Annotated in this window: 35 protein-coding genes; 20 read left to right on the top strand and 15 right to left on the bottom strand. The window is 69.7% G+C overall.

Annotated features, from left to right (window positions below):
- Nucleotides 1–85 precede the first annotated feature (85 nt).
- On the top strand, nt 86–805 hold the full coding sequence (locus tag ACFOD9_RS13440) for a L,D-transpeptidase family protein (protein ID WP_379510636.1): 720 nt from the start codon (nt 86–88) through the stop codon (nt 803–805).
- On the opposite strand, the gene tilS is transcribed toward ACFOD9_RS13440, so the two are convergent.
- From tilS to ACFOD9_RS13415, 5 genes are all read right to left on the bottom strand, one after another.
- Complete coding sequence (gene tilS / locus ACFOD9_RS13435) at nt 797–1,816, bottom strand: tRNA lysidine(34) synthetase TilS (RefSeq protein ID WP_379510635.1); 1,020 nt, start codon at nt 1,814–1,816, stop codon at nt 797–799. The genes ACFOD9_RS13440 and tilS overlap by 9 nt on opposite strands.
- Nucleotides 1,782–2,840, bottom strand: coding sequence for a tetratricopeptide repeat protein (locus ACFOD9_RS13430; RefSeq protein ID WP_379510634.1), 1,059 nt, complete (start codon nt 2,838–2,840; stop codon nt 1,782–1,784). Before ACFOD9_RS13430 ends, tilS begins: the two co-directional genes overlap by 35 nt.
- A gap of 133 nt (nt 2,841–2,973) precedes the next feature.
- Complete coding sequence (locus ACFOD9_RS13425) at nt 2,974–3,702, bottom strand: helix-turn-helix domain-containing protein (protein ID WP_379510633.1); 729 nt, start codon at nt 3,700–3,702, stop codon at nt 2,974–2,976.
- Between the two features lie 199 nt (nt 3,703–3,901).
- Nucleotides 3,902–6,175 (bottom strand): phosphoenolpyruvate--protein phosphotransferase, encoded by a 2,274-nt coding sequence (gene ptsP / locus ACFOD9_RS13420; protein WP_379510632.1) that lies wholly within the window; start codon nt 6,173–6,175, stop codon nt 3,902–3,904.
- 130 nt (nt 6,176–6,305) lie between these two features.
- Entirely contained in the window at nt 6,306–6,461 is a 156-nt protein-coding gene (locus ACFOD9_RS13415; RefSeq protein WP_379510631.1) for a YdcH family protein, read from the bottom strand.
- A gap of 316 nt (nt 6,462–6,777) precedes the next feature.
- On the opposite strand from ACFOD9_RS13415, the gene ACFOD9_RS13410 reads away from it, so the two are divergent.
- The gene (locus tag ACFOD9_RS13410; protein WP_379510675.1) at nt 6,778–6,942 is read left to right on the top strand and encodes a YdcH family protein; all 165 of its coding nucleotides are present in this window, start codon (nt 6,778–6,780) and stop codon (nt 6,940–6,942) included.
- 111 nt (nt 6,943–7,053) lie between these two features.
- On the opposite strand, the gene ctrA is transcribed toward ACFOD9_RS13410, so the two are convergent.
- The 4 genes from ctrA to dksA form a co-directional block, all read right to left on the bottom strand.
- A complete protein-coding gene (ctrA, locus tag ACFOD9_RS13405) occupies nt 7,054–7,749 on the bottom strand; it encodes a response regulator transcription factor CtrA (protein ID WP_379510630.1) in 696 nt (231 codons plus the stop codon).
- Between the two features lie 144 nt (nt 7,750–7,893).
- Nucleotides 7,894–9,366, bottom strand: a complete 1,473-nt coding sequence (locus tag ACFOD9_RS13400; RefSeq protein WP_379510629.1) for an ABC transporter substrate-binding protein — start codon at nt 9,364–9,366, stop codon at nt 7,894–7,896.
- A gap of 74 nt (nt 9,367–9,440) precedes the next feature.
- A complete protein-coding gene (locus ACFOD9_RS13395) occupies nt 9,441–9,809 on the bottom strand; it encodes a PilZ domain-containing protein (protein WP_379510628.1) in 369 nt (122 codons plus the stop codon).
- A 125-nt stretch (nt 9,810–9,934) separates the two neighbouring features.
- Complete coding sequence (gene dksA, locus ACFOD9_RS13390) at nt 9,935–10,393, bottom strand: RNA polymerase-binding protein DksA (RefSeq protein WP_379510627.1); 459 nt, start codon at nt 10,391–10,393, stop codon at nt 9,935–9,937.
- Between the two features lie 287 nt (nt 10,394–10,680).
- Between dksA and ACFOD9_RS13385 the strand changes: the two genes are divergently transcribed.
- Complete coding sequence (locus ACFOD9_RS13385) at nt 10,681–11,010, top strand: hypothetical protein (RefSeq protein ID WP_379510626.1); 330 nt, start codon at nt 10,681–10,683, stop codon at nt 11,008–11,010.
- 16 nt (nt 11,011–11,026) lie between these two features.
- Here ACFOD9_RS13385 and ACFOD9_RS13380 read toward each other — a convergent pair whose 3' ends face one another.
- The 5 genes from ACFOD9_RS13380 to ACFOD9_RS13360 are packed head-to-tail and all read right to left on the bottom strand — an operon-like array spanning nt 11,027 to nt 14,339.
- Complete coding sequence (locus ACFOD9_RS13380) at nt 11,027–12,163, bottom strand: GNAT family N-acetyltransferase (RefSeq protein ID WP_379510674.1); 1,137 nt, start codon at nt 12,161–12,163, stop codon at nt 11,027–11,029.
- A gap of 2 nt (nt 12,164–12,165) precedes the next feature.
- Nucleotides 12,166–12,939 (bottom strand): glycerophosphodiester phosphodiesterase family protein, encoded by a 774-nt coding sequence (locus ACFOD9_RS13375; RefSeq protein ID WP_379510625.1) that lies wholly within the window; start codon nt 12,937–12,939, stop codon nt 12,166–12,168.
- Complete coding sequence (locus ACFOD9_RS13370) at nt 12,911–13,381, bottom strand: RidA family protein (protein ID WP_379510624.1); 471 nt, start codon at nt 13,379–13,381, stop codon at nt 12,911–12,913. The genes ACFOD9_RS13375 and ACFOD9_RS13370 overlap by 29 nt, the downstream gene beginning before the upstream one ends.
- Entirely contained in the window at nt 13,378–14,007 is a 630-nt protein-coding gene (locus ACFOD9_RS13365; RefSeq protein WP_379510623.1) for an HAD family hydrolase, read from the bottom strand. Before ACFOD9_RS13365 ends, ACFOD9_RS13370 begins: the two co-directional genes overlap by 4 nt.
- Nucleotides 14,004–14,339: a DUF3572 family protein gene (locus tag ACFOD9_RS13360; RefSeq protein WP_379510622.1), complete on the bottom strand. Its 336-nt coding sequence runs from the start codon at nt 14,337–14,339 to the stop codon at nt 14,004–14,006. Before ACFOD9_RS13360 ends, ACFOD9_RS13365 begins: the two co-directional genes overlap by 4 nt.
- Between ACFOD9_RS13360 and ACFOD9_RS13355 the strand changes: the two genes are divergently transcribed.
- From ACFOD9_RS13355 to spt, 3 genes are all read left to right on the top strand, one after another.
- On the top strand, nt 14,340–14,717 hold the full coding sequence (locus ACFOD9_RS13355; protein WP_379510621.1) for a response regulator: 378 nt from the start codon (nt 14,340–14,342) through the stop codon (nt 14,715–14,717). It begins immediately after the preceding gene.
- A 72-nt stretch (nt 14,718–14,789) separates the two neighbouring features.
- On the top strand, nt 14,790–15,029 hold the full coding sequence (locus tag ACFOD9_RS13350) for an acyl carrier protein (protein ID WP_379510620.1): 240 nt from the start codon (nt 14,790–14,792) through the stop codon (nt 15,027–15,029).
- Between the two features lie 7 nt (nt 15,030–15,036).
- Nucleotides 15,037–16,236 carry a serine palmitoyltransferase gene (spt, locus tag ACFOD9_RS13345; RefSeq protein ID WP_379510619.1) on the top strand — a complete coding sequence of 400 codons (1,200 nt, stop codon included), beginning with the start codon at nt 15,037–15,039 and terminating at the stop codon, nt 16,234–16,236.
- Nucleotides 16,237–16,258: 22 nt separating this feature from the next.
- Here spt and ACFOD9_RS13340 read toward each other — a convergent pair whose 3' ends face one another.
- Nucleotides 16,259–16,888: a YqaA family protein gene (locus tag ACFOD9_RS13340; RefSeq protein WP_379510618.1), complete on the bottom strand. Its 630-nt coding sequence runs from the start codon at nt 16,886–16,888 to the stop codon at nt 16,259–16,261.
- 201 nt (nt 16,889–17,089) lie between these two features.
- On the opposite strand from ACFOD9_RS13340, the gene ACFOD9_RS13335 reads away from it, so the two are divergent.
- The 14 genes from ACFOD9_RS13335 to ACFOD9_RS13270 all read left to right on the top strand — a co-directional run.
- Entirely contained in the window at nt 17,090–17,557 is a 468-nt protein-coding gene (locus ACFOD9_RS13335) for a hypothetical protein (protein ID WP_379510617.1), read from the top strand.
- Nucleotides 17,550–18,953: a DNA-packaging protein gene (locus tag ACFOD9_RS13330; RefSeq protein ID WP_379510616.1), complete on the top strand. Its 1,404-nt coding sequence runs from the start codon at nt 17,550–17,552 to the stop codon at nt 18,951–18,953. The genes ACFOD9_RS13335 and ACFOD9_RS13330 overlap by 8 nt, the downstream gene beginning before the upstream one ends.
- A 12-nt stretch (nt 18,954–18,965) precedes the next feature.
- Nucleotides 18,966–20,147 (top strand): phage portal protein, encoded by a 1,182-nt coding sequence (locus ACFOD9_RS13325; RefSeq protein WP_379510615.1) that lies wholly within the window; start codon nt 18,966–18,968, stop codon nt 20,145–20,147.
- Complete coding sequence (locus ACFOD9_RS13320; RefSeq protein ID WP_379510614.1) at nt 20,147–20,455, top strand: DUF6127 family protein; 309 nt, start codon at nt 20,147–20,149, stop codon at nt 20,453–20,455. Before ACFOD9_RS13325 ends, ACFOD9_RS13320 begins: the two co-directional genes overlap by 1 nt.
- Nucleotides 20,452–20,877: an HK97 family phage prohead protease gene (locus ACFOD9_RS13315; RefSeq protein ID WP_379510613.1), complete on the top strand. Its 426-nt coding sequence runs from the start codon at nt 20,452–20,454 to the stop codon at nt 20,875–20,877. Before ACFOD9_RS13320 ends, ACFOD9_RS13315 begins: the two co-directional genes overlap by 4 nt.
- A gap of 95 nt (nt 20,878–20,972) precedes the next feature.
- The gene (locus tag ACFOD9_RS13310) at nt 20,973–22,106 is read left to right on the top strand and encodes a phage major capsid protein (protein ID WP_379510612.1); all 1,134 of its coding nucleotides are present in this window, start codon (nt 20,973–20,975) and stop codon (nt 22,104–22,106) included.
- 121 nt (nt 22,107–22,227) lie between these two features.
- Nucleotides 22,228–22,776: a head-tail connector protein gene (locus ACFOD9_RS13305; protein ID WP_379510611.1), complete on the top strand. Its 549-nt coding sequence runs from the start codon at nt 22,228–22,230 to the stop codon at nt 22,774–22,776.
- Complete coding sequence (locus ACFOD9_RS13300) at nt 22,773–22,949, top strand: hypothetical protein (protein WP_379510610.1); 177 nt, start codon at nt 22,773–22,775, stop codon at nt 22,947–22,949. Before ACFOD9_RS13305 ends, ACFOD9_RS13300 begins: the two co-directional genes overlap by 4 nt.
- On the top strand, nt 22,949–23,338 hold the full coding sequence (locus ACFOD9_RS13295) for a DUF3168 domain-containing protein (protein ID WP_379510609.1): 390 nt from the start codon (nt 22,949–22,951) through the stop codon (nt 23,336–23,338). Before ACFOD9_RS13300 ends, ACFOD9_RS13295 begins: the two co-directional genes overlap by 1 nt.
- A gap of 47 nt (nt 23,339–23,385) precedes the next feature.
- Nucleotides 23,386–23,793 carry a phage major tail protein, TP901-1 family gene (locus ACFOD9_RS13290; protein ID WP_379510608.1) on the top strand — a complete coding sequence of 136 codons (408 nt, stop codon included), beginning with the start codon at nt 23,386–23,388 and terminating at the stop codon, nt 23,791–23,793.
- A complete protein-coding gene (locus tag ACFOD9_RS13285) occupies nt 23,790–24,104 on the top strand; it encodes a gene transfer agent family protein (RefSeq protein ID WP_379510607.1) in 315 nt (104 codons plus the stop codon). Before ACFOD9_RS13290 ends, ACFOD9_RS13285 begins: the two co-directional genes overlap by 4 nt.
- Nucleotides 24,101–24,295: a phage tail assembly chaperone gene (locus ACFOD9_RS13280; RefSeq protein WP_379510606.1), complete on the top strand. Its 195-nt coding sequence runs from the start codon at nt 24,101–24,103 to the stop codon at nt 24,293–24,295. The genes ACFOD9_RS13285 and ACFOD9_RS13280 overlap by 4 nt, the downstream gene beginning before the upstream one ends.
- Nucleotides 24,288–24,860 (top strand): tail tape measure protein, encoded by a 573-nt coding sequence (locus ACFOD9_RS13275; RefSeq protein WP_379510605.1) that lies wholly within the window; start codon nt 24,288–24,290, stop codon nt 24,858–24,860. Before ACFOD9_RS13280 ends, ACFOD9_RS13275 begins: the two co-directional genes overlap by 8 nt.
- A 13-nt stretch (nt 24,861–24,873) precedes the next feature.
- Nucleotides 24,874–25,490: non-contractile tail sheath protein (locus tag ACFOD9_RS13270; RefSeq protein ID WP_449290025.1), on the top strand; the 617-nt coding region annotated here is incomplete at its 3' end.

Raw genomic sequence — 25,490 nt, 5'->3', positions numbered from 1 at the left:
CCCGGCGCGGGACGCGGCCCGCACCTTGCTGGCGACTCGCCGCGATCTGGGCAAGAACGGCCAAGGCCAACGGGGTGGATGGACGATGCAGGTACGCAAGCAGGGCTGGACGGGATTGGCAGTGGCGGGCCTTGGCCTCGCGCTGGTGGGCGGCGGCCTGGTCTTCGGCCATGGCGATCGCCCCGCCGCGGCCGATGCGCCATCCTCCTCCGCGCCGGCCTCCGCGAGCGGAGCGCTGGAAATCGATCCGGCGAAGCTGGGCGCCGCGCCGGCCGCCGCGGCTCCAACAGGCGCGGCTCCAGCAGCCGCGGCCCCCGCGCCGCAAGCCTTGGCCCCCGCCGGCCCGGCGCTGGTGATCAAGCGCGTCCTGCCGATCGACGGCCCGATCCGCTATGGCGATTGGCACTGGGACGAGGCCGGGGTTCCCGCTGGCCCGCTGGTCATCACTGTCGATCTCGAAGCCCGCGTGCTCTCGGTGTTTCGCGGCGGCTACGAGATCGCGGCGACCGCCGTGCTGCTGGGCACCAGCGACAAGCCCACGCCCACCGGCCTGTTCCCGATCACCCAGAAGGATGCCGACCACAAGTCCAACATCTACGACGGCGCGCCCATGCCCTACATGATGCGCCTGACCAACGATGGGGTCTCGATCCACGGCACCAGGGTCGAGAACGGCTATGCCAGCCACGGCTGCGTCGGCGTGCCCACGCCTTTTGCGAAAAAGCTGTTCGGCATCGCCCGGGTCGGCACCCCGGTCTATGTCACCAAGGGCAAGATGGTCGGCCTGGGGGACTCGCTAACCTAGGGTTCGCCGTGCGGGCGCCTTCATGAAGCTCCACCCGTCCGGGCCGGGCCGCGCCACCAGCGCGCCGATCGAGGCCGGTTGGCCGGCCACCAGGCTATCGAACAGGCGGGCCACGGCGCTGCCGCGCGGCGCCTCGCCATCCAGCCGCGCCACCAGTTGCGCGATCACCCGCAGTGCGATCGCGCGGGGCGCCTGGGGTCGGTAGACAAAGCTGCCCAGCGCCCCCGGCGTCACCCCTTCGCGCCACTCACGCGCGGTCGCCCAGTCGAGCGCGGCATCGGCTTCGGCCAGGTGCCGCGCGCTTTCGGCAATCGCGCCGACGTCGAGCCAGTCCGCCCCGGCGAGGGCCGCGCGCAGCCGCGCACGGTCGAACCGGAGATCGCGGTTGCTCGGATCGTCGACCGCTTCGATCCCAGCCGCCGCGACCACTTCGGCCAGCTCCGCGCGCCGCCAGCCGAGCAGGGGGCGCAGCAGGGGCAGTTCGCTCCCGGGCACGCGCCCGGCGGCGCGCACGCCAGCGAGGCCCGCCACCCCGCTCGCGCGGTTGAGCCGGGCCAGCAGGGTTTCGGCCTGATCATCGGCATGATGGGCCGAGGCCAGCGCCCCCAGCCCGGCGCCCCGCGCCCATTCATCGAGCGCGGCATAGCGGGCCTTGCGGGCCTCGCCCTGGACATTGCCTTCGGCCACGGTCACGCCAAGCGTTGCGTGGGGGACGCCGAGATCGGCGCAGATGCCTGATACGAAGCGCGCTTCGTCGGCACTTTGCGCCCTCAGGCCATGATCCACGGTCGCCGCCCGGACCCGTCCCGGCAGGGCGGCGCTGGCCAGCAGGAGCAGGGCCAGGCTGTCCGGCCCGCCCGATACGGCAAGGCCGAGGCCGGCCCCCATGGCCTGCCCCGCCGCGCCCGCCCGCCGCGCGACCGCAGCGGGCCAGAGCCGCGTCAGATCCTCGGCAAACCGCGCGATCCGCGCCGGATCACTGGCACTTGAGAGCGCTGCGGGTCGCTTCATACTGCCCCTTCAGGCGCCCGCCCGCCTCGGCAGCATAGGTGTCGGAGAATTCGGCGAGGGCGATACAGGCGCGGCTGGTATCGTTGAGCTGGCGCATGGACTCGGCCAGCATCAGCAGGCTGTCGGGCGCGCGGGCGCCGCGCTTGTCGGCCTGGTAGTTCTGGAGGAACCACGGCGCGGCCTCGCGTGGCTTGCCGTCATCAAGAAAGGCCCGGCCCAGCAGGTTGCGGCCATAGCTGATCTTGGCGTCCTTGGGATACTTGTCGACATAGAGGCGCAGTTGCTGCTGGGCCTCGGGATAGAACCTGGCTTCCCACAGGCGGAAACCGTAGCTGTATTCGTCATCGGCCGCATTGGCGGTGGCCGGCTTCTCGATCTTCTGCACAGCCGCCACGCGCTGGGGCGAAGGCTTGGTGGCCACGGGCTTGGCCGGCGCGGGCTTGGCCAAGGCGACCGGGGCCGGGGTCGGGGCAACCACCGGGCGGGCAGCGGCCGGAGCCGCGGCCATGGCGGCGGGAGCCGCCGCGACGGCCGCCGAAGCGGCCGCAGCCGTGGGGCTGGCCGATGCTGGCGCCGGAACCTGCGCGGGAGCAGCCGGATCGGCGACGGCCGCAGGGGGCGGCGCTGCGACAGCGGCGGCCGCGGCCAGCTTCGCCTCGATCTGGGCGACGCGGTTGGCCGTTTCCTCGCTTTGCGCGGTGAGCCGGGTGATCGAGGCCTCGACCGAATCCATGCGCGTCAACAGGTCGCTCAGCGGGGTGCTGGCGGGGGTGCCGGGCACGGTGACAGGCTCGGTCGGCGCGGTCACCTGGGGCGCGAAATACTTGCCGTCGCCGCCCGGAAAGACCTGGCGCTGGAGCGCGCGCACTTCAGCTTCCAGCTTGCGGAGCCGCGCCTCGCCATCGGCGCTGGCGCCGGCGGGCGCCGACTGGGCCAGCGCCGGGGCGCCAGTGCCCAGGAGGAAGGCGGCCAGCATGACGCCGCTCGCCGCGCGCATCCGGCCCTTGCGAATTCGGCCCCGCATGGTGTTCACTCCAAGCCCGTTCATGGTGGATCTGCTGCTCCCGTCGGTGATCGGCCCGCGCGACCCCGCACACCGGCCTGAGCGCCCCGCCGCCCAGCCTTAGCGGGCGCGCCCCCATCCTGTCGAGACGGAGCTAGAACTGAGCCGTGGATGCCGGGGCCGGCGGGGCCACCGCGGCCGGAACCGCCGGGAGGATGGCGGCCGGGGTGGCCGAGGGCCGGGCGACTGGCGCCGGGGCAATGGCGTGCTGGCGCTGGCCCGGAGCCGCCACCGGGCCAGCAGCAGCAACCGGCGCAACCGATGCGGGAGAGACGGGCGAGGCCGCCGGCGCGGCCGGAACCGCCGCCAGCGGCGCGGGGGCGGGGGCGGGCAGGGGCACGGTCACGCTGGCCGGAACCGAGGCTTCGGGCAGGGGCGGCAGGGTGACCGCCGGGGCATAGTAGCTGCGCCAAAGGAGCAGGCCCACGGCCAGCACGGCCAGGGCGGCGATCGCGCCCAGCCAGGCAAACCGCGCGGTTGGCACGCGGGCCGGATCGCCGGGTTCGAAGGCGGGGGCCAGGCGGGCATCGGCCGGTTCGACGTGGCCGAGTTCGCGCCGCACCTCGGCGACGATCTCCTTGTCGTCCAGGCCCAGCGCCTTGGCGCAGGTCCGGGTGAAACCGGTGGCATAGGCCTTGGCCGGAAGCGCGGCCCAATCGCCGGCCTCCACCAGGGTGAGCATCCGCACCGGAATCTTGGTGACGCCCGCCATCTCGGCAAGCGATAGCCCGGCGGCCTCGCGCGCGGCGCGCAACCGCCCGCCCGCCGAAAGGCGCGCATGGGGAAATTCGATCACGATATCACGTTGTTGTTCTTCGGCCATTCCGGTCCCGTCGGATATGGTTGGCGCCCCCGTCAGGCAGCAACCAAGGCCTCGGCCCGGACAATGTCAAGCAAGTCCTGCCATGGCCCCTGGCCAAAGCGACGGGGCGGCGCTGCTGGCCGATCAGTTGAGCGGCCCGGCGCGGCGCGCTGGCGCCCGCCGGACCAACCCCGCGCGGCCTCGCTTCAGCGGCCCAGGTTCAATCGCACTCGATCCCGCGCGCGGCGGCCCATTCGGCCAGGGCCACCCGCATATTGGCTGGCGGACGAGCCAGCCAGCCGGCCATGGCTTCCGACAGCTCGGGCAGGTTGACCTGGCGCACCAGTTCCTTGAGCGGGCCGACCGACACCGGGGTGATCGACAGCCGGCGGATGCCCAGCCCCAACAGGGCCAGGGCTTCCAGCCGCCGCCCACCCATTTCGCCGCAGACGGTCACATCGATCGGATGGCCCTCCACCCCGGTGACGACCCGGCGCAGGAACCGCAGGATCGAAGGGCTGACCCAGTCATAGCGCTCGGCCAGCTTGGGATTGGCGCGATCGGCGGCGAACAGGAACTGGGTGAGATCGTTGGTCCCGATCGACAGGAACGACAGCTTGGGCGCAAGGATATCAAGCACTTCAGCGAGCGCCGGCACTTCCAGCATCGCCCCGTAGCGGATCGCCTCGGGCAGCATCCGCTTCTGCTTGCGGAGGAATTCGAGCTGGTGATCGAACACCGCCTTGGCGGCATCGAATTCCCACGGCTCGGAAACCATCGGGAACATGACGTTGAGCGTGCGGCCCGCCGCCGCCTCCAGGAGGGCGCGGGCCTGGGCCTTCAGCAGCCCCTCGCGTTCCAGCGCCACGCGCAGCGCGCGCCAGCCCATCGCGGGGTTTTCCTCGCCATCGCCATCATCGTGAGTGAGATAGGGCAGCGCCTTGTCGCCGCCGATATCGACCGTGCGGAACACCACCGGGCGGTTGCCCGCCGCCTCCAGCACTTCACGGTAGAGCCGGGTCTGGCGTTCGCGCGCGGGCAGGGTGGCCGAGACGAGGAACTGGAACTCGGTGCGGTAAAGCCCGATCCCGTCGGCTCCGGTGAGGTTGAGCATGGCAACATCGTCGCGCAGGCCCGCGTTCATCATCACCATGATCCGCGTGCCATCCAGCGTGCGCGGCTCGACCTCGCGCATGGCGGCATAGGTGGCCTGGCGTTCGCGGTTGCGGGCGAAGCGCTGGTCGAAGGCCTCGCCGATCACCGTGGTGGGCCGCACGGTCGCCGTGCCGGCATCGGCATCGAGCAGCAGCTGGTCGCCCTCGCGCACCATGCCGCGCAAGCCCCGCACCCGGCCCAGCACCGGCACGCCCATGGCCCGCGCCACGATCACCACGTGCGAGGTGAGCGAGCCTTCCTCGAGGATCACGCCCTTCAGCCGCCGCCGGTCATATTCGAGCAGTTCGGCCGGGCCGAGGTTGCGCGCGATGAGGATCGAATCCTGGCGCAGCCCCTTGCTGGCCGCCGTGCCGAGCTGGCCCGAGACGGTCCGCAGCAGGCGGTTGGAGAGATCCTCCAGATCGTGCATCCGATCGGCCAGCAGCGGATCGTCGATCTGGCGCATCCGCATCCGGGTGCGCTGCTGGACTCGTTCGATCGCGGCTTCGGCGGTGAGGCCGGAATCGATCGCCTCGTTGATCCGGCGGCTCCAGCCTTCGTCGTAGGCGAACATCTTGTAGGTTTCGAGCACCTCCTCATGTTCGCCCCCCACGCCGAATTCGGCCTGGGCGGCCATGCGCTCGATCTGTTCGCGCATCTTGTCGAAGGCGAGATAGACCCGCTGGCGCTCGGCCTCGGTATCCTCGGCCACGGTATGCTCGATCGTGACCCGCGGCTGGTGGAACACGGCCGCGCCGCAGGCCAGCCCCTTGACCAGGGCAAGGCCGCGCAGCAGCTCCATACCGGTGTGGGCCGGGTTGAGGCCCACCCCCTCATCCTCGTCGACAAGGTCGGCATTGGCGATCAGTTCGGACAGGACCATGGCCACGGTCTGCAGCGCCTCGATCTCCACTTCCTCGTAGCGGCGCGGATCAACGTGCTGGACGCACAGGACCCCCACCGACCGCTCGCGCCGGACGATCGGCACGCCGGCAAAGGAATGGAACTTTTCCTCGCCGGTTTCCGGGCGATAGGAAAAGTCGGGGTGGGCGGTCGCCTCGGCGAGGTTGAGCGTTTCCACGTTGCCGGCGATCGTGCCGACCAGCCCCTCGCCGATCGCCATGCGGGTGACGTGGACCGCTTCCTGGGCAAGGCCGCGCGTGGCGAACAGTTCGAGCATCCCCTCGCGCAGGAGATAGACCGAGCAGACCTCGCTATCGAGCGCGCCGCCGATCACCTCAACCACGGTGTTGAGCTTGGCCTGCGCGTTCATGCGCGAAGCCATCACCTCGTGGAGGCGGGTCAGGATCGTGCGGGCGGCGGCAACGGCTGATGGCATGAATGCCGGTTAGCCGAAACCGCGCCTCTTGGGAACGGGAAGCTGGGCAGAACCCCGGCCCATCCGTCGCGACAAATGCCCATTCCGGTGAGAATAGGCACCTGTCCGGCCAATGGGCCGGCGCCGTGCGTCAGATGTGGGTAAGTTCTTCCTTGATCCTGAGCTTGCGCTTCTTGAGGACCTGGATCATCGATTGGTCTGGCGCTGGGCGGTTCAGCTCTTCGGCGAGCTGCCGTTCGATTCCCGCGTGCTTCATCTGCAAGGCGCTGACGTGCGACGATTCCATGAGCATACCTCCTGAGTTGCTCGTGCTCCGGCCGTTTCCCGACCCTTGCGCGGCTGGCCCATCCGGTGCCGTGACCAACACGGTTCTTCATGCCGACTCAGGCACGAAACGGGCCATGCAGCGCGATTGTCAGGAAAGCACATTACGCCTAGGTAGCGAAGCGAATACGCGCCGAAAGCGGTGGAATCGGCCTTGCTTGCGGCCATCCGCAGATCGGCGCGATCGACCGCTCCGGCGCCGCCGGGGCGACCAGCGGGCAAGTGGATCAGGTCAGGTGAACGGCGTCAGCGAAGAAGAACTACGCAAGCGTCTGGAAATGCTCCGGACCGAGCATCGCGACCTTGACGCCGCGATCGACGCGCTGAGCCTGGCCGCCCCCGCCGACCAGCTCCAGATCGCCCGCCTCAAGAAGCGCAAGCTCAAGCTCAAGGACCAGATCGCCCTGATCGAGGACTACCTGATCCCCGACATCATCGCCTGAGCGGACGAAGGGCACCCTGACGGTCGATGGCGAACCGGGTCGAACGCAAACGGCCCGCCAGCCGATGGGGCAAGCGGGCCGGGGAATGCGTTCGGGGGGCCTGGGCCGGCGTCAGGCCGCCTCTGCCTGGTCGTTGGGATCGCGCAGCACGTAGCCGCGGCCCCAGACCGTCTCGATGTAGTTGTCGCCGCCGCAGGCGTGAGCCAGCTTTTTCCGCAGCTTGCAGATGAACACGTCGATGATCTTGAGTTCCGGCTCGTCCATCCCGCCGTAGAGATGGTTGAGGAACATTTCCTTGGTCAGCGTGGTGCCCTTCCGCAGCGAAAGCAGTTCGAGCATCGCATATTCCTTGCCGGTCAGGTGCACCCGGGCAGAATCGACCTCGACCGTCTTGGCGTCGAGGTTGACCGCCAGCTTGCCGGTGCGGATGATCGACTGCGAGTGGCCCTTGGACCGGCGGACCACCGCGTGGATGCGGGCGATCAGTTCCTCGCGGTGGAACGGCTTGGTCACATAGTCATCGGCGCCGAAACCGAACGAGCGGACCTTGGAATCCATCTCGGAAATGCCCGAAAGGATCAGCACCGGGGTCTGCACCTTGGCGACGCGCAGCTTCTTGAGCACATCGTACCCGTGCATATCGGGCAGGTTGAGATCAAGCAGGATGATATCGTAATCATACAGCTTGCCCAGATCGAGGCCTTCCTCGCCCAGATCCGTTGAATAGACGTTGAAGCCTTCAGCCGTGAGCATCAGCTCGATGGCACGCGCCGTAGTCGGCTCGTCCTCGATCAACAGCACTCGCATGGGTGGTCCCCCTTATGCCCCGAAACTTGAACACTCCCTCCTGTTTCGAGAGCGCTCCAGCAATTAACCATAGGACCTATGAAAGAGAAAGGTTAATTTAGATTTAAGCCGGTGAGCCATTCGTGCCGGTCCGGAGCGGTTCGATCACAGGCGGCGCCGGGCCATCTCGGGCAGGGGATGGAAGGCCGCTGCATTGGGCATGAACCCGTCCACCCGGTCCCGCGCGAGCGACCAGCGGATCGGGGTGCCCAGGGGAATGTAGACATTGGCCGCGGTGAGCGCGGCAGTCGCCTCGGCCAGTGACTGGGCGGCCCGCGCCGGATCGCTCGCGGCCCCGGCCTCGGCCAGCCGGGCATCGGCCGCCGTGCTGCACTGACCGCGCTGCGTGGCGCAGCCCAGCTGGTGCAGATACCACTCAGGCCGGGCATAGCGGGCCACCGCATCGACCAGCCTGAGATCGCCCGCCGCGCGCGGCGGCACGCGGGCAAGGCTCACCCCGACCGCGGCCAGATCCTGGGCCAGCCGGGCGTGGAGCGCATCGGCGCCGGGGCCGTCGGGCAAGGCCAGGCGCAATGGCCCGGGATCGCCGCTGCCCGACTTGCACCGGGCCATGCGCGTCGCCGCCTCGGCCCGGCGCTGGGCCAGGGTCCGATCGGCCCAGCGCTCCCCCGGGGGGCTGCCGGGCGGCGGCGGGACGACCAGGGTCGTGCCGGTCCAGGCGGAGAGGCCGAGCGCGGCGCCCAGCCCATCGCGGTCGATCGCCATGGCCATGGCCTCACGGCATTCGGGCAGGGCCAGCCAGCCACGCGCCGTGACCACGGCCAGGCCGAACAGCCCCGGCGCGGGATCGAGGCGAAGCGGCCGGCGGGCGATCCCGGCAACAGCCTGGCCCAGCGGCAGGTTCTCGAACCGGCCGCCGAGCACGATATCGACCTTGCCTTCGGCAAAGCGCGCGGTGGCGAGATGGGCGGGCAGCGCCTGGAGCCTCAGGCTGCGCTGGCCCGCGCTCCAGTCCTCGCTCTGGGGCAAGCCCAGCCGGTCGGGCGGGATCGGCGCGAGGAGAGCCACCGCACCCTCGCGGCGCAGCGCCATCGGTCCGCCGCCGGCCCCTTCATGCAGCAAGCCCAGTTCGGGCTGGGCGAGCAGTTGCAGGAGATCGGGGGCGGGCCGGCTCAGGCGCAGTTCAACCACCCGCCCGGCCATGGCGCGCACCTCCGCGATCGGCACGAGATCGAGGGCGAGACCGGTCCCGGCCAGGCCTGCCAGCGCGGTCCGCAGCGCCACGCGCGCGGATTCGCCGGTGATCGCGGTGCCATCGGGCCAGGTCCCGTCGCGCAGGCGGAAGATGTAGCTGAGCCCGTCGTCGGTGACGATCCAGCGGTCGGCCAGGGCGGGGATCACCTGGCCCTGGGCATCCAGCCCGACCAGCCCTTCGGCGGTGGCCGCGCGGACGAGCTGCCCGGCCACCGAGAGCCGCACCCCGCCTTCGAACGGATCGGCGGGCGTGCCGATCACGTCGATATCGACGGACGGCCCGGAATTGTCAGCGCAAGCGGCCAGAATGGCGCAGAGGCCGGCCGCCAGACAGGCCCGGAAAGCGACGCGCAAGGTCCGCATGGGCAAGGCCTAAGCCGAGGCCCGGCAAGGCGCAAGGTGGATCGCCCGGACGCGCCAGCCGGCGCGGCGCGGGATCAGATAATCTTGCGGGCGGGGCCGAGCGTGGCCTGGGCCGAATAGGGCCGCTTGAGAATGCGGGCTGGCGGAACCTCGGGTCCGGCAACGGGCGCGCGGATCACGACCGGATCGACATCTTCGGCGAAGGCGACGCCGAAGCGGTTGTCCTGGACCCAGGCGACCGAGCCATCGACCCAGCCGACATGGCGCAGGTTGACCGCGATGCGTTCGCCGCGCGCCACCTTGACCGGGCCTTCGCCCATCATGCCGCCGGCGGACAGGTTGCGGACCTTCACACGATGCTCCTCGTCCCGGCCGTCGAGGCGAACCTCGGCCAGGATGAACAGGCTGTTGCGCGTGATGTTCCGGTTGTCGCTGTCGCTCATCGTTCGCACGGGGTCCACAAGGCGAGACGCGTGGCCAAAACCCGGTTGCGACGCCTCACCCGCAAGCCTTACCCGGCGAAAGCAAACAAGCCGTAAACGGTTCATCCGTTACGGACCAGCCCGCCTCAATCGTCGCGCGAGACCTTTTCGCGGCGTTCGTGGGCTTCCTGGGCTTCCACGGTCATCGTGGCGATGGGGCGGGCGATCAGGCGGCCGAGGCCGATCGGCTCGCCGGTCACCTCGCAGTAGCCGTATTCGCCTTCCTCGATCCGGCGCAGGGCCGAATCGATCTTGGCGATCAGCTTGCGCTGGCGATCCCGGGTCCGCAGCTCGATCCCCCAGTCCGTTTCGCTGGAGGCGCGATCGTTGAGATCGGGCTCGCGAATCGGGCCGTCCTGCAAGTGCTGGAGGGTATCGGCGGAGGAATCGTGAATGGCCTTCTTCCACGCCTGGAGCAGGCGGCGGAAGTAATTGAGCTGGGCCTCGCCCATGTAGGGCTCATCCTCGCCGGGGAGATAATCCCCCGCGATGGAACGCTTGGCCTTCACCAGAATGTCGATATCATCAGCCAGCGAAACGGGCATGCAATTCTCTTGCGCCTCCGAGGCATCATCAGCCGGGGGCAGGAGCGGCGCCTATGCCGCGACAGCCCCCCGCCGGGTTGAGCGGGCCTATACTTGCGGGCAATCCCGCAGACAAGCGCAATGATGCAGGGCGCCTTGCCGCCAAGTGAACATCGCTCCCGGGCCGCTTGATTTGGACCAATTTGCGGAAACCGGCAGCGTTAACCATTTGTTGACCACGTTTCGTCCAGCTTCGCCTCGTCCGGGCCGGCAAACAGGGCTGGCCCGCTAACGGGGGTGTCAGGATCATGGACGCAAGCTGGATCAAGCCGGTCTCGTGCCAGCCGGTCGGGGAAAATGCCGCGGACCTTCTGGTCGCAAGCTGCCTGGCCGCGGCCGCAGCAGGCGACCTCAGCGCCTACTTCGATCTCGGGGTGGCCTATTCGACCGGCAGCCACGGCGCGCCGATCGATCTGATTGAGGCGCACAAGTGGTTCAACCTGGCCGCGGTGAGCGGCTACGAGGACGCCGCGCAGTGCCGCGCCGACGTGGCCGACGAGATGACCGCGCGCGAAATCGCCGAAGCCCAGCGCCGCGCGCGCGAGTGGCTCCGCACCGGGATCCGCAAGGCCGCGTAAACAGCTCCGGCACCGCTCAGGTGCCCGGTTCCTTGCGGAAGGGCGTGTGCTCGCCGAGGTAGAGCTGTTCGGCAGCGACGCCGGCGCGTTCGCGCTCGAGAAAATCGGCCACGGCCGCGCGCAGCCCCTTGTGAACGATGAAATGGGCCGAATGCGTCCGCACCGGCTCGTAGCCGCGGGCCAGCTTGTGCGAGCCTTGCGCCCCGGCCTCCACCCGCCCCAGCCCCAGCGCGATGGCGGCATCGATTGCCTGATAATAGCACAGCTCGAAGTGCAGGAACGGCTTGTCGACCAGCGCCCCCCAGTAGCGCCCGTAGAGCGCATCAGGGCCGATGAAGTTGAGCGCGCCGGCCACCGGCCGCCCATCGGCATAGGCCAGGAACAGCAGGATCGAATCGCCCATCCGTTCGCCCAGCAGGGTGAAGGCGGCGCGGGTCAGGTAGGGGCGGCCCCACTTGCGGGCGCCGGTATCCTGGTAGAACCGCCAGAAGGCGTCCCAGTGTTCATCCCCGATCTCGGCCCCGCGAAGACTGCGGATTTCCACGCCGGATTGCGCCGCCGCGCGCTCCTTTCGCAGGGTCTTGCGCCTGGCCGATGACAGCGAGGCGAGAAAGGCATCGAAGCTGGCGTAGCCCCGGTTTTCCCAGTGGAACTGGATATCGTCGCGCACCAGCCAGCCGGCGGCCTCGAACAGGGGAAGCTGATCGGGCGCGATGAAGGTGGCATGGGCCGATGACAGGCCGTTCTGGCGGCAGAGCGCTTCGGCGCCCGCCAGCAGCATGGGCGCGAGGGCGGGGTCGCGCAGGAGCAGGCGCGGGCCGGTGGCAGGGGTGAACGGGACGGCAATCTGGAGCTTGGGATAATAGCGCCCGCCCGCCCGGTGCCAGGCATCGGCCCAGGCATGATCGAACACATATTCGCCCTGGCTGTGGGACTTGAGATAGGCGGGGATGGCACCGGCCAGCACGCCATCGGCCCCGGCCACGACGATCGGGGCCGGATCCCAGCCGCTGGCACCGCCGACGCTGCCCGAATCTTCCAGCGCCGTGAGGAAGGCATGGCTGACGAAGGGATTGCCACCGGCCAGCGCATCCCACCGGGCGGCGGGAAACTGGCCGACGCTGCGCCCGACCTGGACCGTCAGGGCGCCCATGGTCACGGGACGCCGGCTCCCTCCACCGTGGGCACGTCGGCATATTCGCGGGCGCGGGCGAGGAGTTCGGGGGTTCGGATGGTCCAGGTGACCAGCGGCAGCCCGCGCCGGCGCTGGGCGGCGGGGAAGCGGCCCGGCAGGTCGCGGATATCGTAGGCAAGAAAATCGGGACGGGCGTGCCACAGGGCGAAATGGCGGCGCAGGCGGCCGGGCAAGGCCTTGTCGTCTTCCTCGGTGACCACCAGCCCCCGTACGGTCTGCGGGGAGTTGACCGCGAACCAGTGGGCGATGCGCGGATCGAAGCTCATGATCGCGTGGGGGCCGCGATAGCCTTCGAGCACCCGGCGCACGGCCAGGCACAGGGCGCCGAAGTGGCTGTCCTTGCGGCTTTTCAGCTCGATGACGAGCGGCACCCGGCCCGCCACGAGATCGAGCAGTTGCCGCAAGGTGGGGATCGTATCGGTGCTGCCGGCAAGCGGGATGGCGCCCAGCTGGGCCGCGCTGCGCGCCGCCACGGCCCCGTGTTCGGCGGTCAGCCGATCAAGCTCCCAATCGTGGAAGACCATGGCCAGGCCATCACTGGAGCGCTGCACGTCGCATTCGATGCCAAGGCCGCGGGCCATGGCGGCCGAAGCCGCGCCCAGCGAATTTTCCGGGACGCCGAGGCCGTGCAAGCCGCGATGGGCGAGGCAGGCAGCGCGCAGCCACGCCACCCGGTGGGTCGGCGGCGCCGGCGCGAGCCAGCGATCAAGCGGCGCCAACAGCGACAATCGCATCCACCTCCACCGCGGCGCCCAGCGGCAGGACCGGAACCCCGACCGCGCTGCGCGCGTGCCGGCCGGCATCGCCGAACACGGCGGCCATCAGTTCCGATGCGCCGTTGGCGACCTTGGGCTGATCGGTGAAATCGCCAGTGGCGCTGACGAAGGCGCCAAGCTTGACCACCCGCTCAACCCGGGCGAGCGAGCCGAGCGCGGCCTTGAGCTGGGCAAGGATCATCAGGCCGCAGGCCCGGGCCGCGGCGGCGCCTTCCTCCAGCGAAACCGATTCGCCCAGCCGCCCGGTCACCAGCCGGCCATCGATGAACGGCAATTGCCCCGAGACATGGGCAAGCCCCCCGGCGACGACCACCGGGACATAGGCGGCGACCGGGGCAGCCGGTTCGGGCAGGACCAGCCCCAGATCGGCAAGGCGCGCCTCGATTTCAGCCTCGGTCATTCGCTTTCTCCCTCCAGCCGGGCGAGCAGCCACGGCAGCGCGCTGGCCCAATCATCGATCCGGGCGTGTGCATGGCCGGCGGCGTGGGCACAAGTGATCATCGGGGCCAGTTCGGGTTCGCCGCAGAAATGCAGGCGGATGACCTCGGGTGCCACTTCGGCCACCGAATTGTGGTGATGTGCAATATCATCGATGAAAGCCGCACGGGTAGGCCGGTATTCCTCGACAATGCGCTGGAGCGCCGGGCCTTTGGGGCCGAGGTTGGTATAGACCTTCACGTTGAGCCCATGGCCGGCAAGCTGCGCGGTGCGGCGGGCCTGGTGGCTATCGCCGACATTGGTGAGGATCACCACATCAGCCACCCGCGAGAGCGCCTGCATGGCTTCCACCGCGCCGGCGATGGGGTATTGGCGGTGCATCTCGGTTTCGAAGAACTGGTTGAGCAGGCGCCAGATCTCGGTCGGTTCGACCGGCTCGCCGGTATCGACCCAGCGCATGGCATCGACGAAATTGTGCGTATCCATGCGGAAGGTGATGCCCTGGGTCTCGCCCAGCCAGGCGCCATAGGGCGCGATCATGTGCAGCAGCACTTCGTCGCAATCGGAGATGACGAGGGGGCGGCTCATGCCTGCAATTCTCCAGCGGCGCGGACCAGGGCTTCGGGAGCCACGCCGAGCGCCTCGGCGGCGCCGACGAGATCCGGTTCGTGGGCAGCAAGGAAATCGAGCACCGCGCACAGCACGGCGCGGTCCCCGATGCCCGCGCGCAGGGCTTCGGGGGTGAGGCCGGTGAGCGACAGCAGGCGTTCGGCCCGGCTCTCGCTCTGCAGCAGCCAGCCGAGCGCGCCCAGCGCCAGGGCCTGCGGATCAATCGGGGATGACGGTTCGCGAAGAATTGTCAGGGTCTTTCCGAGGGCATAGAGATCGGCCATCCAACCCAGGCGGGCGGCAGACAGCAAGTGGCAAAGAGAATCCTCGTTGTCGAGGACAACGATCTCAACCGGAAGCTCTTCTGCGATGTGCTGAAGAGCCAGGGCTTCGCCGTGGAGCCGGTGGCCGACGGCAAGGTGGCGCTGGAGCGCGCGCGCGACTTCGTACCCAACCTGATCATCATGGACATCCAGCTCGCCGACATTTCCGGGCTGGAACTGATCGAGCAGGCCAAGGCCGATCCGCTGCTGCGCGCGATCCCGGTGCTGGCGGTGACCGCCTATGCCGGGCGCGGCGACGAGGAGCGGATTCGCGATGCCGGGGCCGAGGGTTATCTCGCCAAGCCGGTCTCGATCGGGCCGTTCCTGGCGGGCGTTCGCGCCCTCATCGAAAAGGCGATCGCTTGACTTCCCCGCGCCGCGCCGCTTTGGCGCGCCCTTACCCGGCCACGTGCCGGACCAGATCGAACGGAGCCTGACATGGACCGCGCCGCCACTGCCGACCGGATCGCCGCGCTGATTGCGCCCTTCAACAAGAAGGGCGTGGCGATCAGCGATGCCACCACCTTTGCCGGTGACCTGGAATTCGACAGCCTGACCGTGATGGATTTCGTCGCGGCGATCGAGGACGAATTCGACATCATCATCAGCATGAACCAGCAGGCCGAGATCGAAAACTGGGGCCAGCTTGTCGATGCCGTGGTCAAGCTCAAGGGTTGAAGTGGCAATGCAGGACCTGTTCAGCAAGTTCGACCCCCTGATCCAGCAGCGCGAGGACCTGCTCGCCACCGGCCTGACCGATCCGTTCGGCCTCGTCATGGAGAAGGTGCTCTCGCCCACGGTCGCCCTGTGCAACGGGCGCGAGACGATCCTGCTGGGCACCTACAACTACATGGGCATGACCTTCGACCCCGACGTGATCGCGGCGGGCAAGCGGGCGCTCGACGAATTCGGTGCCGGCACGACCGGCAGCCGCGTGCTCAACGGCACCTATGCCGGGCACCGGGAAGTGGAAGACGCGCTGAAGGACTTCTATGGCATGGACCATGCCATGGTGTTCTCCACCGGCTACCAGGCGAACCTGGGGATCATCTCCACGATGGCCGGCAAGGGCGACTACATCGTGCTCGACATCGACAGCCATGCCTCGATCTGGGATGGCTGCAAGATGGGCGATGCCGAAGTGGTGCCGTTCCGCCACAACGACATCGAGGCGATGGAAAAGCGCCTGAAGCGCATTCCCGAAGGCGCCGGCAAGCTGGTGGTGCTGGAAGGCGTCTATTCGATGATGGGCGATATTGCCCCGCTCAGGGAGATGATCGCGGTCGCCAAGGCGAACGGGGCCATGGTCCTGGTCGACGAGGCCCATTCGATGGGCTTCATCGGCCCCAATGGCCGCGGCGTGGCCGAGGACCAGGGCGTACTCGACCAGGTGGACTTCGTGATCGGCACCTTTTCCAAGTCGGTCGGCACGGTGGGCGGCTTCTGCGTTTCCAACCACCCCAAGTTCGAGGTGCTGCGGCTGGTCTGCCGGCCCTATGTGTTCACCGCCAGCCTGCCGCCCAGCGTGGTGGCGACCGCGGCGACATCGATCCGCAAGCTGATGCACGGCGCCGACAAGCGCGCGCACCTGTGGGAAAACAGCCGGACGCTGCACAAGGGTCTGAAGGATCTTGGCTTCCAGCTTGGGACCGACGCGCCGCAGAGCGCGATCATTTCGGTGATCATGCCTGATCTGGAGCGCGGCGCTGGGATGTGGGAGGCGCTGCTGAAGGAAGGCCTCTACGTGAACCTGGCGCGGCCCCCGGCGACGCCCGCAGGCATGACCCTGCTGCGCTGCTCGCTGTGCGCCGAGCATTCGGCCGACCAGGTGCAGACCATCATCGAGCGCTTCGCGCGGGCCGGAAAGGTCGCCGGGATCATCTGAGCTCCGGCCAGCCTTGCGGCTCTCAGGGCAAGGTGGCCGCTTCGCACTTCGAGGCCGCCGCCTTGTCGCCCCCCTCGATCAGGGTGACGGCGGCGAAGCCGGCGACGACGAGAATGATGAAGGCCGCCACGACCGTGCCGAGGTACTTGTCGATGAAGGCCTTGATCGGGGCGCCGAACAGGCGGAACAGCACGCCCACGATCATGAAGCTGATCGCCCGGCTGACAAGGCTGGCGATCAGGAACGTGGCGACCGGCATGGCGATGAAGCCGGCGGTGATCGTCAGGAGCTTGAACGGGATCGGCGTGGCGCCCTTGGCCACGAACAGCCAGAAGCCGACTTCGCGCAAGTAACAGGCCGCGACCGGGAAGGACTTCTCCAGGCCGAGCGCGTGGAGCAGTTGCGCGCCGATGGTATCGTAGAGGAAATGGCCGATCCCATAGCCGAGCATCCCGCCCGCCACCGAGGCCAGCGTGGCCACGGCGGCAAACCGCACGGCCTTCCTGGGTTCCGCCAGGCACATCAGGCCGAGCAGCGGATGGGGCGGGATCGGGAAGAAACTGGCCTCCACGAAGGCGAACAGCGCCAGCCACCATTCGGCATGGCGGTGGGCGGCCTTGGCCATGGTCCAATCATAGAGGCGGCGGATCATGGCGGTCCCTTCCCGTGGTCGCGCGCTTCTTAGGGGCGGCGCCGAGCGACGGCAAGCAGGCCATGCGAACCATAACGGTTAAATGTGCTTGACATCGTCACGCTATTTCGGTACATACAGGGAACATCGCGATAGACCGAGTCGCCCGGCACCCTCCATCGCCGGGGCGGCGGTGCGCCACTTTTTCGGAAGACACAGCACATGACCCATGAACCTGGCGGCGCGCCCGAGCGCCGGCGGCGCTTTGGTGCGCCCAAGAACTGGCGCGAGAAATTCCTGGCCTGCCTGGCCGAGACCTCGAACGTGACCGCGGCGGCGCAGTGCGCCGAAATCAGCCTGTCGTGCGTCTATCGGACCAAGCGGCAGGACCGCGCCTTCGCCGAGGCCTGGCTGGTGGCGCTGTGCGAGGGCTATGACCACCTTGAACTGGAACTGCTGTTCCGCCTCCGCAAGGGCGAGGCTCGCGACGTGCCGGCGGTGAAATACGACAATGCGACCGCGCTGCGGCTGCTGCTGGCGCACAAGGATACCCGCGCAAAATACCAGGCGGTGCAGGACAACGTGACCGCCGAGGAAATCCGCGCCTCGCTGGACGCCAAGCTGGCACGGCTGCGCGAGGACGTGATCGCCAACCGGGCCGCCCAGCTTGCCGGGCCGGAGCATGGCTGAGGCGCGGCCCCCGGGCCGGACCAGCCGCGCCGCGCCGAGCGATCCCGCGCCGGCACCCCGGACCGATGCCGGGCTGCTGGGCCTGCTCAAGGCGGCCCGCCCCGAGCAGATCGACGAATTCGTCCGGCACATGACCAGGGCCGAGCGCAAGGCCTGGCGCTGGCACTGGCCGATCTGGGCGCGGCCCGAACAATTGCCGCCGCCGGGCGACTGGCGGACCTGGCTGATCCTGGCCGGGCGGGGCTTTGGCAAGACCCGCGCCGGGGCGGAATGGGTGCGCGCCATCGCCGAGCGCGATGGCGAGGCCCGGATCGCCCTGGTGGCCGCGAGCCTGGCCGAGGCGCGGGCGATCATGGTCGAGGGCGAGAGCGGCCTGCGCCATATCGGCGCGCCGGGCCAACGCCCGATCTTCGAGGCTTCGCTGCGGCGGCTGACCTGGCCTTCGGGCGCCCAGGCCCTGCTCTATTCGGCCGCCGAGCCGGAATCGCTGCGCGGCCCGCAGCACAGCCATGCCTGGTGCGACGAGATTGCCAAGTGGGACCATTCTTCCGGCCGCGCGACTTCGGCCTGGGACAACCTGCTGATGGGCCTGCGGCTGGGCGAGGACCCGCGCGCGGTGGCGACGACCACCCCGCGCGATGCGGCCGTGCTGCGGCGCATCCTCGCAGAGAACGACGACGGTGCCCTGGCGGTGACCCGGGGCAGCACCTTTGACAACGAAGCCAACCTGCCGGCCCGTTTCGTGAACGCGATGCGTAGCACCTTCGGGCAAAGCCTGCTGGGCCGGCAGGAGCTGGACGGGGAGCTGCTGCTCGACCGGGACGGCGCGCTGTGGACCCGCGCCCTCCTGGAAGAGTGCCGCGCCCCGTCCCCCCCCTCGCCGCCAGTGCGGACCGTGATCGGGGTGGACCCGCCCGCTTCGGCGCATGGCGATGCCTGCGGGATCGTGGTCTGCGCGCTGGGCGAGGATGGCCTTGCCCGCGTGCTGGCCGATGCCTCGGTGGAAAAGGCCCGGCCCGAACGCTGGGCCAGGGCCGTGGCCGAGGCGGCCGCGGCCTGGAACGCCGACCGCGTGGTGGCCGAGGCCAACCAGGGCGGGGCCATGGTGGAAAGCGTGCTGCGCGCCGCCGACCTGGCCCTGCCGCTCAAGCTGGTTCACGCCAGCCGGGGCAAGAGCGCCCGGGCCGAGCCGGTGGCCGCGCTCTACGAGACCGGGCGGGTGCGCCATGCCGGGCTGTTCGCCCGGCTGGAGGACGAATTGTGCGGGCTGATGCCGGGCGGCGGCTACGAAGGCCCCGGCCGTTCGCCCGACCGCGCCGATGCGCTGGTCTGGGCGCTGACCGAGCTGTGCCTTGGCCGCGCCGCCGCACCGCGGGTGTGGCTTTACGGAAATTGAAAAGGAACCGAGATGTCGATCTTCCAGAGCCTGGCGGCCGCCTTCAAGAGCGGTGCGCCGCGCGTGCCGCTGGCGCGCACCTATACTTCGCCCTGGATCTTCGCCGAGTGCGGCGGGTCGCGGGCGCCGTTCGAATACCAGGGCGCGGTGCGCCGGGCCTATCTCGACAATCCCGTGGCCCAGCGCGCCGTGCGCCTGGTGGCCGAGGGGATCGGCGGGGTGCCGCTGCTGCCGACCGATCCGGTGCTGGAGAGGCTGGTGCGCGCGACCAGCGCCGGCCAGCCGCTGCTGGAAACCCTGACGAGCCAGTTGCTGTTGCACGGCAATGCCTATGTGCAGGTGCTCAAGGACGGCGCCGGGCGACCGGTGGAGCTGTTTGCCCTGCGCCCCGAGCGGGTGAGCGCGGTGATCGGCGCCGATGGCTGGCCCGAGGCCTTTGCCTACCGGGTGGGCGAGCAGGTGCTGACCATTCCGCTGCTGGACGGCGATGCCTCGCCCAATCTCGTTCACATCCGCTCGTTCCATCCGGCCGACGATCACTATGGCGCGGGCTGCCTGGCCGCCGCCGACCAGGCCGTGGCGATCCACAATGCCGCGGCGAACTGGAACCGGGCGCTGCTGGAGAACGCGGCACGGCCTTCGGGCGCGCTGGTCTATGACAGCGGCGATGCGGGCGGGCTGACCTCTGAACAGTTCGACCGGCTCAAGCTGGAACTGACCCAGGCCTTTTCGGGCGAAGGCAATGCCGGGCGGCCGATGCTGCTGGAGGGCGGGCTGAAGTGGCAATCGCTGAGCCTTTCACCGGCGGACATGGACTTTGCCACGCTGAAATCGGCCGCCGCGCGCGACATCGCGCTGGCCTTCGGGGTGCCGCCGATGCTGCTCGGCCTGCCGGGCGATTCGACCCATGCGAACTACCGCGAGGCCAACCGGGCGCTGTGGCGGCTGACCCTGCTGCCGCTGGCCGGCAAGATCCTGGCCGCGCTGGGCGAAGGGCTGGTGACCTGGTTCGACGCCGCGCCGCCGCTGGCGGTGGACCTCGACCGGGTGCCGGCGCTCGCCGAGGACCGGCAGATGCTGTGGAGCCAAGTGAGCGCGGCCGACTTCCTGACCGCCGACGAGAAACGGACCATGCTTGGCCTCCAGCCGATGAGCGATGGGGTGCCGGCGCGGAATGGTGCGGAGAACAAATAATGAACAGACAGGATATGCTGGCTGGCCTGATGGCCCAGGCGGCGGGGGCAGGCGGCGATCTCGTCACCCTGCGCGCGATCATCGAGGAGGCCAGTGAGCTGGGCGCGGAGCGGGTGCTCCAGCGCATGGGGCTTGATGACGAGCACGCCCACGAGGATCTCTCGCAACTGCGCGAGTTGCTGGCCGCCTGGCGCGACGCCAAGCGCGGCGCCTGGCGCACCTTGGTGGGCTGGGTGGTGAGCGGGGCGAGCGCCCTGCTCCTGATCGGCCTCGCCGTGCGGCTGGGCCAGGCCGGGCTGCTGCGGTGAGCGGCGCGCCCGTTTCCGACCAGTCCACCCCGCTGCGGTTTGCCGGCTATGCCGCCCTGTTCGACAGGCGCGACAGCGGCCGCGACGTGATCCGTGCCGGCGCCTTTGCCCGCACCCTTGCCCAGCGCAAGGAGCGCCTGCCGCTCTACTGGCAGCACCGGCCCGACCAGCGGATCGGCTGGGTGGAAGCCGCCGCCGAGGACCAGCGCGGGCTGCGCGTGATCGCCGCGATCGACAACCCGGCCGGCGGGGCCGCAGGCGCGCTGAAGCGCGGCGCGGTGACCGGCCTTTCGTTTGGCTACACCGCGCGCGGGTTTCGCCGCGACGGCGCGGGCCGCGAGCTGACCGACATCGATCTCTTCGAGGTCAGCCTGGTGACGCACCCGATGCAGGACGCGGCGCGGGTTCACCTGGTCGAGTGACCAGCGAATTTCTTCGAATTTTCCCGATTTTTCGAATTCCCGATTCCCGACAGGCCGCCCCGGGGGTGGCCGCAGCAACAAAGGTGAAATGCCCCATGGAATATGAAACGCCTGTCGAACAGCTCGACGCCTCGTTCGACCTGCTCGCCCGCCAGGAAGCGGCTGAGACGGCGCTTGGCGCGCTGCGCTCCGATGTGGAAGAAGTGAAGTCGCGGCTGGACCGCGTGGCCCGCACCGGCCGTCCGGCGCTGGGCGGCGAGGGCGCCGGCGGGGTCGAGGTCAAGAGCTTCGTCGACGGCTACCTGCGCCAGGGCCGCGAGGCCGAGCTGAAATCGCTTTCGGGTGCGGTCCTGGCCGATGGCGGCTATGCCGTGCCGCGCGCCATCGACGAGAAGATCGCCGGCGTGCTCAAGAAGCTGAGTCCGCTGCGCCAGGTGGCCCAGGTGGTGCAGGTTGGCACCGCCGGCTATCGCAAGCTGGTGATGACCTCGGGCGCGGCTTCGGGCTGGGTCAGCGAAACGGCGGCCCGTCCGGAGACGACCAGCCCCAAGTTCGCCGAGATCGCCCCGCCGTTCGGCGAGCTTTACGCCAATCCCTCGGCCACCCAGGCCATGCTCGATGACGCGGCCTTCAACGTGGAAGCCTGGCTGGCCAGCGAGATCGGCGGCGAGTTCGCCCGCGCCGAGGGCGCGGCCTTCGTCAACGGCTCCGGCACCAACCAGCCCAAGGGCTTCCTGCAGGCCGCGACCAGCAATGCCACCGACGCGACCCGTTCGTTCGGCACACTCCAGTTTCTCGCCACCGGCAATGCCACCGGCTTCGACACGGCGCCCGAGCTGAAGCTGATCGACCTGGTTCACTCGCTCAAATCGGGCCACCGCCAGGGCGCGGTGTTCATCATGAACACGGCCACCCTGGCCATGGTCCGCAAGTTCAAGGCGGCTGACGGCAGCTTCCTGTGGCAGCCGGGCCTGATGGAAGGCGCGCCGGCCCGCCTGCTGGGCTACCCGGTGATCGAGGCCGACGATATGCCGGACGTTGCGGCCGGCGCCTTCCCGATCGCCTTCGGCAACTTCCGCAACGGCTATCTCATCGCCGAGCGGAGCGCGACCCAGATCCTGCGCGATCCCTACACCAACAAGCCCTACGTCAACTTCTACGCGACCAAGCGCGTGGGCGGCCAGGTGCTCGACAGCGAGGCGATCAAGCTGCTCAAGGTTTCGACCTGAGCTGACTGACCGGCGGCGGGCTTGCCCCTCTCGGCCCGCCGCCACCCCCGCGTCCGCGCCGCCCGCTTCCCCCGGCGGCGCGGACGCACCTTCCTTTCCCGACCACAACCAGGAGACCGCCATGAAGCGGGCAATCGTCGCGGCAGCGACCCTCGCGCCTGTGGCGCTGGCCGAGCTGAAGGACTGGCTCGGCATCACGACCTCAAGCGAGGACGCTTCGCTCACCGCGCTGTTGCGCGGCGCGCTGGAAACCTGCGAGGCCTTTACCGGCACGATGCCGCTGACCGCGGACTGCGAGGAAGTGCTCTGCGTCTGTGCCGACTGGCAGGCGATCCAGGCGCGGCCGGTGATCGCCATCACCGGCGTGGCCGGCATCGACCATGCCGGCGCCCGGACCACCCTGGCGCCTTCTGCCTATGCCATCGAGTTCCGCGCCGACGGCAGCGGCTGGGTACGCGTGCTTGACCCGGGCCTGGCCGAGCGCGTGGCAGTGGCCTTCACCGCCGGGCTTGCTCCCGCCTGGGGCGCCCTTCCCGACGGGCTGCGCCACGGGATCGTGCGGCTGGCCGCCCACCACTACCGCCAGCGCGAGGCCGGCGAGGCTGGATCGGTTCCGCCGGCCGCGGTGGCCGCCCTGTGGCGCCCGTGGCGCGGGCTGCGCCTGCTGTGAGCGGGCTGTCCGCCTCGGCCGACCTTGCGGCGCTGATCGTGCGGCTGGTCCGCCAGGCCGGGCGGCTGGGTGCCGCCCGCGCCCGGACCCGATCGCTCGACCGCCGCCAGCCGGGCCTCGCCTGGCGCCGCGCCGACCTGTTGTGGCCGCTGTTCACCAAGGGAGCCAAGTGATGGAAATCGCCCTGCGCGCGGCGCTGATCGAATGGCTGGCCGGCGATGCCGGACTGGCCGGCGCCTTGAACGCGATCACCGAGGAAGCCCCGGCGAAGGCCGCGCTTCCGTGGCTCGCCTTGGCCACCAGCGCCAGCATCGACTGGAGCGCCAAGGACCGGGCGGGCCGCGAGGTGCGGATCGCCCTTGAGCTGCATTGCCGGGGCGACCGGCCCGACAGCGCCGCCACGCTGGTGGCCGCGCTCGAGAGCCGGATCGAAGCCCTGCCGGCGCAGCAGGACGGCTACCGGATCGTGGTGGCGCGGTTCCTGCGCGCGCGAAGCCGCCAGAGCCCCGGCAACGTCCGCTCGATCATGACCGAATACAACTTCCGCCTGCTGGCGGACTGATCGCGCGCAGACCCGCGCCTCCCCTTTTCACATCACGGAGAACCGCCATGGCCGCCCAGAAAGGTGCCGCTTTCCTGCTCAAGATTTCCGATGGCGCCGCCACGCCGACCTACCGCACCGTGGCCGGCCTGCGGACCACGCAGATGTCGATCACCGGCGATACGGTGGTCGTGACCAGCAAGGACAGCGGGGGCTGGCGCGACCTGCTTTCGGGCGCCGGCGTGCGTCACGTTTCGGTCAGCGCCGCCGGGATCTTCCTGGGCAGCGCGGCGGAGAACCAGATCCGCGACTGCGCCCTGGCCGGCTCCCTGGCCGACTATGAGCTGAGCTTCGAGGACGGGGCGAAGATGCGGGGCAAGTTCCTCATCACGCGCCTGGATTATGCCGGCGATTTCAACGGCGAGCGCAATTACACCCTGGCGCTGGAAAGCTCGGGCCAGGTGGTGACCGCGTGAGCCCTGCGGCCAATCCGATCCGGGGCGAGGCCACGCTGGACATCGGCGGGGTTCCCCGGCTGCTGCGCCCGACCTTCTCGGCCCTGGTGGGCGCGGAGGAGGAACTGGGGCCGCTGTTCGCCCTGGTCGAGCGGGCCGGGGCGGGCGAACTGCGCCTGTCCGAAATGGCCGCGCTGTTCTGGCACTGCCTGGCCGACCGCGACCAGATCGGCCGCGAGGCCGTGGGCGACGCGATCGCCGCGCTGGGCCTTGCCGCCTGCACCCGCCCGCTGCGCTGCCTGCTGGAGCAGATTCTCAAGGGGGCCGCGTGAGCGAGACCTTCGCGGCGACAGCGGGCCAGTTGGCCGGGCTTGCCGGCCGCTTCCTGGGCTGGCGTCCGGATGAATTCTGGAATGCCACGCCCGCCGAACTCGCCGCGATCCTGCTGCCGGTTTCCGGCCCCGGCGCGGCGCCGCTGGGGCGCAGCGACCTTGCGCGCATGATGGAGCACGACAATGACTGATGCGGTCGACACCCTGATGGTCGATGTTCGCGCCAATACCCAGGGGTTCGCCCAGGACCTTGCGGCGATGCGCGGCACCTTCGACGGCACCCTGACCGATGGCTTCGCCAAGGCCGGCGACGTGCTGGAACGCGGTCTGCTGGGCGCGATCCGGCGCGGCAGCCTGGGATTCGAGGACCTGCGCCGCACGGCCCTGGGCGTGCTGGATGCGATCGCCATGCAGGCACTGAAGGGCGGGCTTGGCGCGTCCTCGGGTTCGGGCGCGGGCCTGGGCGGGCTGCTGGGCACCGGCGGACTGCTGGGCGCCGTGCTGGGCCTGCCCGGCCGCGCGACCGGCGGGCCGGTTTCGCCCGGGCGCGGCTATATCGTGGGCGAGAACGGGCCGGAAATGTTCGTGCCCACCTCGGCCGGGCGGGTCGAGCCGGGCGTGACCGGAAATGCACCGCGCGACGTGCGCGTATCGATCAACGTGACCGCGCCGGCGGGCACCGGCGGCGCCCAGGCGCTCGAACGATCCAGCCGGCAAGTCGCCAGCGCCGTCCGCCGCGCCCTGCGCGACGCCTGAGAGGAAAATCGTCATGGCATTCTGGCTGGCATCCGCCCGCAAGGGGCAGGACCGTGACTGGATCCAGCGGTTCGACCCGCGGTTCTGGACGGTCAACTTCCCGCGCCCGATGATGGCTTCGGCCACGACCACCGCCCCCGACGGCCTGCGCGTGGACGCGCGGTTCCTGACCCGGGGCGACCTGGCCGGGCTGATCTGGGAAAGCGAGGACCGCTTCGACCACCCGCTGCTCGCCTATCGCACCGACCGCGACTATTCGCGCACCACGCTGACCTTCCGGTGGCAATCGGGCGGGATCATCGCGCTCGACGCGGTGAACGGGCCGACGCTGACCATCGAGGGGCGCGATGCGGGCGGGGCACCGCGAACCTGGTATGTGCGGCTGTGGAACTACGCCCGTTCGGGCACGCCGACCGATGCGCGCATCGAACTGCCGTTTTCCCAGCTTGCGGGCGGCTTTCTGCTGCCGGCGGAGGCCGATCCGGTCCATCCGGCCGCAATTGACCGGATGTTCATCTCACTGGTGCCCCCCAGCTTTGCACCCGGCAGCACCGAAGCGCTGGCAACGGCCGCCGAGGGCTGGGCGGAACTGACCGAAATCCGCTGTGACGGCGAGCGCGCGACGATCGA

It is taken from the genome of Novosphingobium bradum, from assembly GCF_042646485.1.
GTDB classification, from domain to species: domain Bacteria; phylum Pseudomonadota; class Alphaproteobacteria; order Sphingomonadales; family Sphingomonadaceae; genus Novosphingobium; species Novosphingobium bradum.
The sequence above is the reverse complement of the archived record's forward strand: the minus strand, read 5'-3'. Positions and strand labels throughout refer to the sequence as shown.

What these genes read in the sequence shown, in the direction of transcription:
- ACFOD9_RS13335 (WP_379510617.1), top strand. Translation starts at nt 17,090, where the DNA reads ATGACCCATGAACCTGGCGGCGCGCCCGAGCGCCGGCGGCGCTTTGGT.
- ACFOD9_RS13440 (WP_379510636.1), top strand. Translation starts at nt 86, where the DNA reads ATGCAGGTACGCAAGCAGGGCTGGACGGGATTGGCAGTGGCGGGCCTT.
- ACFOD9_RS13350 (WP_379510620.1), top strand. Translation starts at nt 14,790, where the DNA reads ATGGACCGCGCCGCCACTGCCGACCGGATCGCCGCGCTGATTGCGCCC.
- ACFOD9_RS13385 (WP_379510626.1), top strand. Translation starts at nt 10,681, where the DNA reads ATGGACGCAAGCTGGATCAAGCCGGTCTCGTGCCAGCCGGTCGGGGAA.
- ACFOD9_RS13415 (WP_379510631.1), bottom strand. Translation starts at nt 6,461, where the DNA reads ATGGAATCGTCGCACGTCAGCGCCTTGCAGATGAAGCACGCGGGAATC.
- ptsP (WP_379510632.1), bottom strand. Translation starts at nt 6,175, where the DNA reads ATGCCATCAGCCGTTGCCGCCGCCCGCACGATCCTGACCCGCCTCCAC.
- tilS (WP_379510635.1), bottom strand. Translation starts at nt 1,816, where the DNA reads ATGAAGCGACCCGCAGCGCTCTCAAGTGCCAGTGATCCGGCGCGGATC.
- ACFOD9_RS13395 (WP_379510628.1), bottom strand. Translation starts at nt 9,809, where the DNA reads ATGAGCGACAGCGACAACCGGAACATCACGCGCAACAGCCTGTTCATC.
- dksA (WP_379510627.1), bottom strand. Translation starts at nt 10,393, where the DNA reads ATGCCCGTTTCGCTGGCTGATGATATCGACATTCTGGTGAAGGCCAAG.
- ACFOD9_RS13340 (WP_379510618.1), bottom strand. Translation starts at nt 16,888, where the DNA reads ATGATCCGCCGCCTCTATGATTGGACCATGGCCAAGGCCGCCCACCGC.
- ctrA (WP_379510630.1), bottom strand. Translation starts at nt 7,749, where the DNA reads ATGCGAGTGCTGTTGATCGAGGACGAGCCGACTACGGCGCGTGCCATC.
- ACFOD9_RS13325 (WP_379510615.1), top strand. Translation starts at nt 18,966, where the DNA reads ATGTCGATCTTCCAGAGCCTGGCGGCCGCCTTCAAGAGCGGTGCGCCG.
- ACFOD9_RS13425 (WP_379510633.1), bottom strand. Translation starts at nt 3,702, where the DNA reads ATGGCCGAAGAACAACAACGTGATATCGTGATCGAATTTCCCCATGCG.
- ACFOD9_RS13370 (WP_379510624.1), bottom strand. Translation starts at nt 13,381, where the DNA reads ATGACCGAGGCTGAAATCGAGGCGCGCCTTGCCGATCTGGGGCTGGTC.
- ACFOD9_RS13310 (WP_379510612.1), top strand. Translation starts at nt 20,973, where the DNA reads ATGGAATATGAAACGCCTGTCGAACAGCTCGACGCCTCGTTCGACCTG.
- ACFOD9_RS13320 (WP_379510614.1), top strand. Translation starts at nt 20,147, where the DNA reads ATGAACAGACAGGATATGCTGGCTGGCCTGATGGCCCAGGCGGCGGGG.
- ACFOD9_RS13290 (WP_379510608.1), top strand. Translation starts at nt 23,386, where the DNA reads ATGGCCGCCCAGAAAGGTGCCGCTTTCCTGCTCAAGATTTCCGATGGC.
- ACFOD9_RS13380 (WP_379510674.1), bottom strand. Translation starts at nt 12,163, where the DNA reads ATGGGCGCCCTGACGGTCCAGGTCGGGCGCAGCGTCGGCCAGTTTCCC.
- ACFOD9_RS13275 (WP_379510605.1), top strand. Translation starts at nt 24,288, where the DNA reads ATGACTGATGCGGTCGACACCCTGATGGTCGATGTTCGCGCCAATACC.
- spt (WP_379510619.1), top strand. Translation starts at nt 15,037, where the DNA reads ATGCAGGACCTGTTCAGCAAGTTCGACCCCCTGATCCAGCAGCGCGAG.
- ACFOD9_RS13400 (WP_379510629.1), bottom strand. Translation starts at nt 9,366, where the DNA reads ATGCGGACCTTGCGCGTCGCTTTCCGGGCCTGTCTGGCGGCCGGCCTC.
- ACFOD9_RS13375 (WP_379510625.1), bottom strand. Translation starts at nt 12,939, where the DNA reads ATGCGATTGTCGCTGTTGGCGCCGCTTGATCGCTGGCTCGCGCCGGCG.
- ACFOD9_RS13295 (WP_379510609.1), top strand. Translation starts at nt 22,949, where the DNA reads ATGGAAATCGCCCTGCGCGCGGCGCTGATCGAATGGCTGGCCGGCGAT.
- ACFOD9_RS13330 (WP_379510616.1), top strand. Translation starts at nt 17,550, where the DNA reads ATGGCTGAGGCGCGGCCCCCGGGCCGGACCAGCCGCGCCGCGCCGAGC.
- ACFOD9_RS13365 (WP_379510623.1), bottom strand. Translation starts at nt 14,007, where the DNA reads ATGAGCCGCCCCCTCGTCATCTCCGATTGCGACGAAGTGCTGCTGCAC.
- ACFOD9_RS13410 (WP_379510675.1), top strand. Translation starts at nt 6,778, where the DNA reads ATGCTCCGGACCGAGCATCGCGACCTTGACGCCGCGATCGACGCGCTG.
- ACFOD9_RS13430 (WP_379510634.1), bottom strand. Translation starts at nt 2,840, where the DNA reads ATGCGGGGCCGAATTCGCAAGGGCCGGATGCGCGCGGCGAGCGGCGTC.
- ACFOD9_RS13305 (WP_379510611.1), top strand. Translation starts at nt 22,228, where the DNA reads ATGAAGCGGGCAATCGTCGCGGCAGCGACCCTCGCGCCTGTGGCGCTG.